This window comes from Photorhabdus africana (assembly GCF_035181445.1).
Taxonomy (GTDB): Bacteria; Pseudomonadota; Gammaproteobacteria; order Enterobacterales; family Enterobacteriaceae; genus Photorhabdus; species Photorhabdus laumondii.
Map to the genome: position 1 here is coordinate 37,045 of NZ_JAXBVE010000037.1, position 6,111 is coordinate 43,155.

Genomic DNA, 6,111 nt, shown 5'->3' on the forward strand with positions numbered 1-6,111 from the left:
AGTGCAGCCAACAAAGAGGCAACTTGAAAGATAACGGATATATTATAAACGCCACCAGTAGATATATCATACTGGTGGCTTGGTTTAATTAATTATGCAATTTTTACCCAAGGATAAGCATCAGATGCTCCTGCACCATCTGGCTCAGTGCCTCTATTCCACCATTTAGCTTCCCAATTTTGATTATTCCAACTCACTCTATCGCCGGCCTTATATGCCCTATTTGCATCCCAGACAGGGTAATCACTCCCTGTCTCTGGATTTACGGGATCAACCGGCTCAACATTAACACCCTTGAAGTAGAATGGTGTCATATCTATTTTTTCCGTAATTAACTCACAACCAAGCCCTTCCCTAGCCGCATTGACCAATAAGCCACGATCTTGATCTGCGGTCCATGTAAATATTCCTCCCAGATTCTTTTCTAGTGCATATTGTGCTTTAGATTTAACGGAGCGAGGGGTATCAAGAGAAATAAACAACTGACTATCCTTATTATAGAGATAATCAGCATCTGCTATTTCATCGGTATATAAATCAAAATTATTTCTTCCCCTCTTTTCTTCCAAATCCAGATAATTATATATCGTGTCGTACCATTCCGTGGTCCCTGATTCAAACGAACCGGTTGTGGTAATCTTCGGTTCTTTTTTCGGGACATAACCAGGATCATAACTGCCGGATAATGGAGAATAACTATCAATAACCGTATTTCTGCTATTGCGTGAATAGCCGGTGTAACCAATATTAATGGCAGATGCAGGTACACCAAGACTCAATAAATATTCAACCGCCTTTTCTACACTATTCTCACCACTAGGATAATTGCGGAGATTGGTGTGATGTAACAACCTTTCAGCCCACGGCGTACCAAAGAAATCATAGGTCATAACGTTAATACCATATAGTCCAACTTGCAGTAATTCAGGTATTTTTGATTTTTCCATTTTCTCTGGTACCGCCGAACAAGCGATACTTATTTTTATATCTGAACGCCCAGCTTCTTTAAAAGCAGCAATTAAATCTTTAATTAAACTAACATAATAATCGCCATCATCTGGCGCATACATGTTACCCTCATTTCCAGCAACGCCCGGATACTCCCAATCAATATCAATTTCGGTAAACATAGGGAAACGTTGGAATATATCAACTAGACTCGAACAGAAATAGGATTTTAGTGTTTCGTCTCTGACCATATTATAAAAGCCATTACTCATGGTCCAACCACCAACACTAAATGACATAATAAGATCATGGCCTTGAGCTTTTGCAGCTTGTTGAACTTTAGCCAATCCACCTAATACGCCCATACTTTTAGATTGATCAAAATCCCTTGGCATTTGGATATCTTGCCAACCAGAATAAGTACAATTCTGATAAGATTGGCAATCTCCCCAAGCATCTGTGAATGTTACTTCTCCATTATTGGTGCGGGCAAATAATGGCGCTTGCTCTTTAATTTGCTGCTTTTTTTCGCCCTCATCACCTAATATTCCACAGAAACCAATAACTAATTTATCATAAGCAAAAGGATTATCTAAAAGGTGCTGTAAATCTATTCCTCTACCTCGACGAATGGGATCTTGATTTCCTTGTAATCGACCGTCATATTGCGACCAATCTGTATAATAACCAAAAACTTTAGGTTTATTTCGTGTATCATATTTATTATAGACTGGTAATGCGGTTCTTCCCGATGTGTAACTAAAATTTATTGTTTCAGTTGATGGATTGAAATTGTCTATCTGATAAGATTGTTCACTAAAAGAATCTGTCTGGATTATTTTTGACATAAATCACCTCGACTAGATATCAGTTTATTTTTCGATGAACACTCCAATTGCTTTACTTACGTGGTAACATAATTACATTCTAGTTTGTATTCTTAGGAAAACAAATAATTGTTATTTGTTTGATTGTTAATGGTAAACTAAAATTTATGTCAACGAGATTTATATTACCGACCATTTATTATCAGATAGCAAAAGAAAATAATTGCAAATTGTAAATATATTAATTGTCATTGTTACAATTATCGCCTCAATTAAATTTGTAAATTAATTTTTACGAACCATTTATTTTAATTTCATTTAAAGTTGACTATTTTTTATATTTTATATCTATACTAATTTGTATCCTTAGGGAAGTTCGTTTCTTCAAAATATTATTACCATTCTTATATATGGAGATTAAAATGAAAGCTAAAGATGTTCAGCCAACCATTATTATTAATAAAAATGGCCTTATCTCTTTGGAAGATATCTATGACATTGCGATAAAACAAAAAAAAGTAGAAATATCAACGGAGATCACTGAACTTTTGACGCATGGTCGTGAAAAATTAGAGGAAAAATTAAATTCAGGAGAGGTTATATATGGAATCAATACAGGATTTGGCGGGAATGCCAATCTCGTTGTGCCATTTGAGAAAATCGCAGAGCATCAGCAAAATCTGTTAACTTTTCTTTCTGCTGGTACTGGGGACTATATGTCCAAACCTTGTATTAAAGCGTCACAATTTACTATGTTACTTTCTGTTTGCAAAGGTTGGTCCGCAACCAGACCCATTGTTGCTCAAACAATTGTTGATCATATTAATCATGACATTGTTCCTCTGGTTCCTCGCTATGGCTCAGTGGGTGCAAGCGGTGATTTAATTCCTTTATCTTATATTGCACGAGCATTATGTGGTATCGGCAAAGTTTATTATATGGGCGCGGAAATTGACGCTGCTGACGCAATTAAACGTGCAGGGTTGACACCATTATCGTTAAAAGCCAAAGAAGGTCTTGCTCTGATTAACGGCACGCGGGTAATGTCAGGTATCAGTGCAATTACCGTCATTAAACTGGAAAAACTATTTAAAGCCTCAATTTCTGCGATTGCCCTTGCTGTTGAAGCATTACTTGCATCTCATGAACATTATGATGCCCGAATTCAACAAGTCAAAAATCATCCTGGTCAAAACGCGGTGGCAAGTGCATTGCGTAATTTATTGGCAGGTTCAACTCAGGTTAATTTATTATCTGGGATTAAAGAACAAGCCAATAAAGCGTGTCGTCATCAAGAAATTACCCAACTAAATGATACCTTACAGGAAGTTTACTCAATTCGTTGTGCACCACAAATATTAGGTATAGTGCCAGAATCTTTAGCTACCGCTCGGAAAATATTGGAACGGGAAGTTATCTCAGCTAATGATAACCCATTGATAGATCCAGAAAATGGCGATGTTCTACACGGCGGGAATTTTATGGGGCAATATGTCGCCCGAACAATGGATGCATTAAAACTGGATATTGCTTTAATTGCCAATCATCTTCACGCCATTGTTGCCCTGATGATGGATAACCGTTTCTCTCGTGGATTACCTAATTCACTGAGTCCGACACCCGGCATGTATCAAGGTTTTAAAGGCGTCCAACTTTCTCAAACCGCTTTAGTTGCTGCAATTCGCCATGATTGTGCTGCATCAGGTATTCATACCCTCGCCACAGAACAATACAATCAAGATATTGTCAGTTTAGGTCTGCATGCCGCTCAAGATGTTTTAGAGATGGAGCAGAAATTACGCAATATTGTTTCAATGACAATTTTGGTCGTTTGTCAGGCCATTCATCTTCGCGGCAATATTAGCGAAATTGCGCCTGAAACCGCTAAATTTTACCATGCAATACGCGAAATCAGTTCTCCTTTGATCACTGATCGTGCGTTGGATGAAGATATAATCCGCATTGCGGATGCAATTATTAATGATCAACTTCCTCTGCCTGAAATCACACTGGAAGAATAACAAGAAAATCACTGAAAGTTTCTCAATCATCTCTTGACTAAAAATACAGAACCCCATTTATACCCAATAGATTTCAAGATAGATCGCGACGGCAAAGGAGCGAATCCCCGGGAGCATAGCAAACTATGTGACCGGGGTGAGCGAGTGCAGCCAACAAAGAGGCAACTTGAAAGATAACGGGTATATACCCTATGGATTTCAAGATGCATCGCGACGGCAAAGGAGTGAATCCCCGGGAGCATAGCAAACTATGTGACCGGGGTGAGCGAGTGCAGCCAACAACGGGTTTTTGGGTGAGTAGACCTATCCGGTCACCCAGATAGGCCCCTCCGCAGAACCGGACTTGCAGAATTACCGCATCCGGCTCCCGACAGATCCGTGTCCCCACACATATTCAGCAAGAATTGAACATTGAATGGGTTTTCCATCGCGATGGATAGCCCAGCATCTTCAGGATCAGATCCAATTGTTTCCACGTCAGACGGCGACGCCCACCTTTCCGGTTAAACCATCTGAAAATTATTCGCCGGCTTTGATGGATAAACTGCTTAACTCGTCTCCGGTTATCTGAGATACCGTGATAATTTATCCAGCCTTTGCCTACCCTGATGACGATATTTAGGATGAGCCTTTTGTCGGTCGTATTCAGATTCTTCCAAAGGAAGTCCCTGAGTCCCTTCAATTTGGCTGCAAAACGGTCTTTTCGGCTGGTAAATTTCAGCCGCCAGAAACCCTTTCGCGCTTTTCCCCAATAACAGGTAAACCCCAGAAAATTGAACGTGGGCAAGTGTTTTCCTGACTGGTAGGCTCGCATTGCCGCGATGTGACCCGCAGGGATTAATTGCGATTTGTCCTCGTGCAACGCCAAGCCATACTTATTCAGTCTCTTAGGTAACACCTTATAGAAACGTTTTGCCTCTCTGGGATACTGAAAGGTAAACACCATGTCATCAGCATACCTCACCATCTCTGCCCGACCGTGAATATGTGAACGGCTGATTTCATCAAACCATTCATCTATCACATGATGCAGGTAGATATTGGCGAGCACTGGTGACAGGATTGAACCTTGCGGGCATCCCCGATCATTGTTGGAGACCGCTTTATCCATCATAACGGGTGCCGTTATAAGTACCTCAATCAGTCTGAGAAAGCGGCGATCTGATATTTTCTTCCGAAGTATATTCATTAACTCATCATGAGGTATCATGTTGAAATACTTTCGGATGTCAATTTCCACTACGGCACCATTCCAGTTACGGTAGGTTTGTTGCTGTAGCGCCTTTAATGCCGCATGACAATTTAGCCCCGGTCGGAAACCGTAGGAGCAGGGCATAAACAGCGGTTCATAAATCCGGCTGAGGATATCACTGACCGCAAGTTGGACAAGTTTGTCCTCTATGCACGAAATTACTAAAGGCCGTTTACTGCCGTCCTCTTTTGGAATTTCGGTGATCCGGGCAGCTTTCGGGTGATACGTTCCTCTGCGTATCCGCAGAATGAGGTTTTGGATATTCTCCTCAAGGTGCTCACCGTAAGCATCTTTTGTCATGCGATCAGTACCCACAGCTTTACTCCCGTCCAGCCGCAGGAATTGCCCTTTCAGCATGTCACTGTTCAACAAGTGCCCTAAATTATTGAATACCTGTTGCTTGTTAACTGCTGATTTCTCGCCTATACGCTCAAGTTTTGTTAACCATGATGGCCCGTCGTGGCTGTGTACGGTCATTGTTGCCCTCTTACGTTCAATCTGTCTGCCAGCCCTTCGCTCCACGGACATTACTCGCTTCAACGCTACTATGACTGACTCCGACTTCCTGATACTTTTTTCTCCGGCCTTGTGTTTTGGCACTTGTGCCCGAAATACTCATTCCATTGAGAAATATCAGGATCTCCTGGGTTCCACACTGTTCTCTATAAACTCGCCGACGCCTGCGGCTCCGGTGTGTGCTGCTAAATGGATATTTGCCAGTATGACCATTTAGCCGCTGTTGCCTGCGGGGCTTCCAATACCATCGGCACACACAACCAGGGGATTTCGGAGCTATCACGTTCACCTTTTGGTTTCGGCTCGAATGTTTCGCTGTCTACGCTTCGTCTCCTTTGTTACCGCCGGACACGCAAGACTCGCTACGTAGTGAGCTGGCTACCCTTCTACGATGGGACTTTCACCCACAAGATCAGTGCAGCTTTGCCCAGCGCACTGGAAGAACCCCCAGATCTGTAAACTTTGTGAGAGCTACGAGTTATCAACGTGCTTAAATGTGTTCAAAACACGGTAGATGGTTGCTTCGCCTAGCTTAAACTCCTTGGCT

3 protein-coding genes are annotated in these 6,111 nt (G+C 41.6%); 1 reads left to right on the plus strand and 2 read right to left on the minus strand.

From position 1 onward, the window contains the following. Positions 1 to 92: 92 nt before the first annotated feature. Positions 93 to 1,796: a glycoside hydrolase family 18 protein gene (locus tag SLS51_RS18035; protein WP_323840017.1), complete on the minus strand. Its 1,704-nt coding sequence runs from the start codon at positions 1,794 to 1,796 to the stop codon at positions 93 to 95. Between the two features lie 401 nt (positions 1,797 to 2,197). Here SLS51_RS18035 and stlA point away from each other — a divergent pair, with 401 nt between their 5' ends. Next, positions 2,198 to 3,796 (plus strand): phenylalanine ammonia-lyase StlA, encoded by a 1,599-nt coding sequence (stlA, locus tag SLS51_RS18040; protein WP_323840018.1) that lies wholly within the window; start codon positions 2,198 to 2,200, stop codon positions 3,794 to 3,796. Between the two features lie 394 nt (positions 3,797 to 4,190). On the opposite strand, the gene ltrA is transcribed toward stlA, so the two are convergent. After that, positions 4,191 to 5,525 carry a group II intron reverse transcriptase/maturase gene (ltrA, locus tag SLS51_RS18045; RefSeq protein ID WP_323840019.1) on the minus strand — a complete coding sequence of 445 codons (1,335 nt, stop codon included), beginning with the start codon at positions 5,523 to 5,525 and terminating at the stop codon, positions 4,191 to 4,193. Positions 5,526 to 6,111: the final 586 nt, after the last annotated feature.

Bases quoted from the DNA above. Each gene is read 5' to 3' on its own strand.
- SLS51_RS18035 (WP_323840017.1), bottom strand. From the start codon at position 1,796: ATGTCAAAAATAATCCAGACAGATTCTTTTAGTGAACAATCTTATCAG.
- stlA (WP_323840018.1), top strand. From the start codon at position 2,198: ATGAAAGCTAAAGATGTTCAGCCAACCATTATTATTAATAAAAATGGC.
- ltrA (WP_323840019.1), bottom strand. From the start codon at position 5,525: ATGACCGTACACAGCCACGACGGGCCATCATGGTTAACAAAACTTGAG.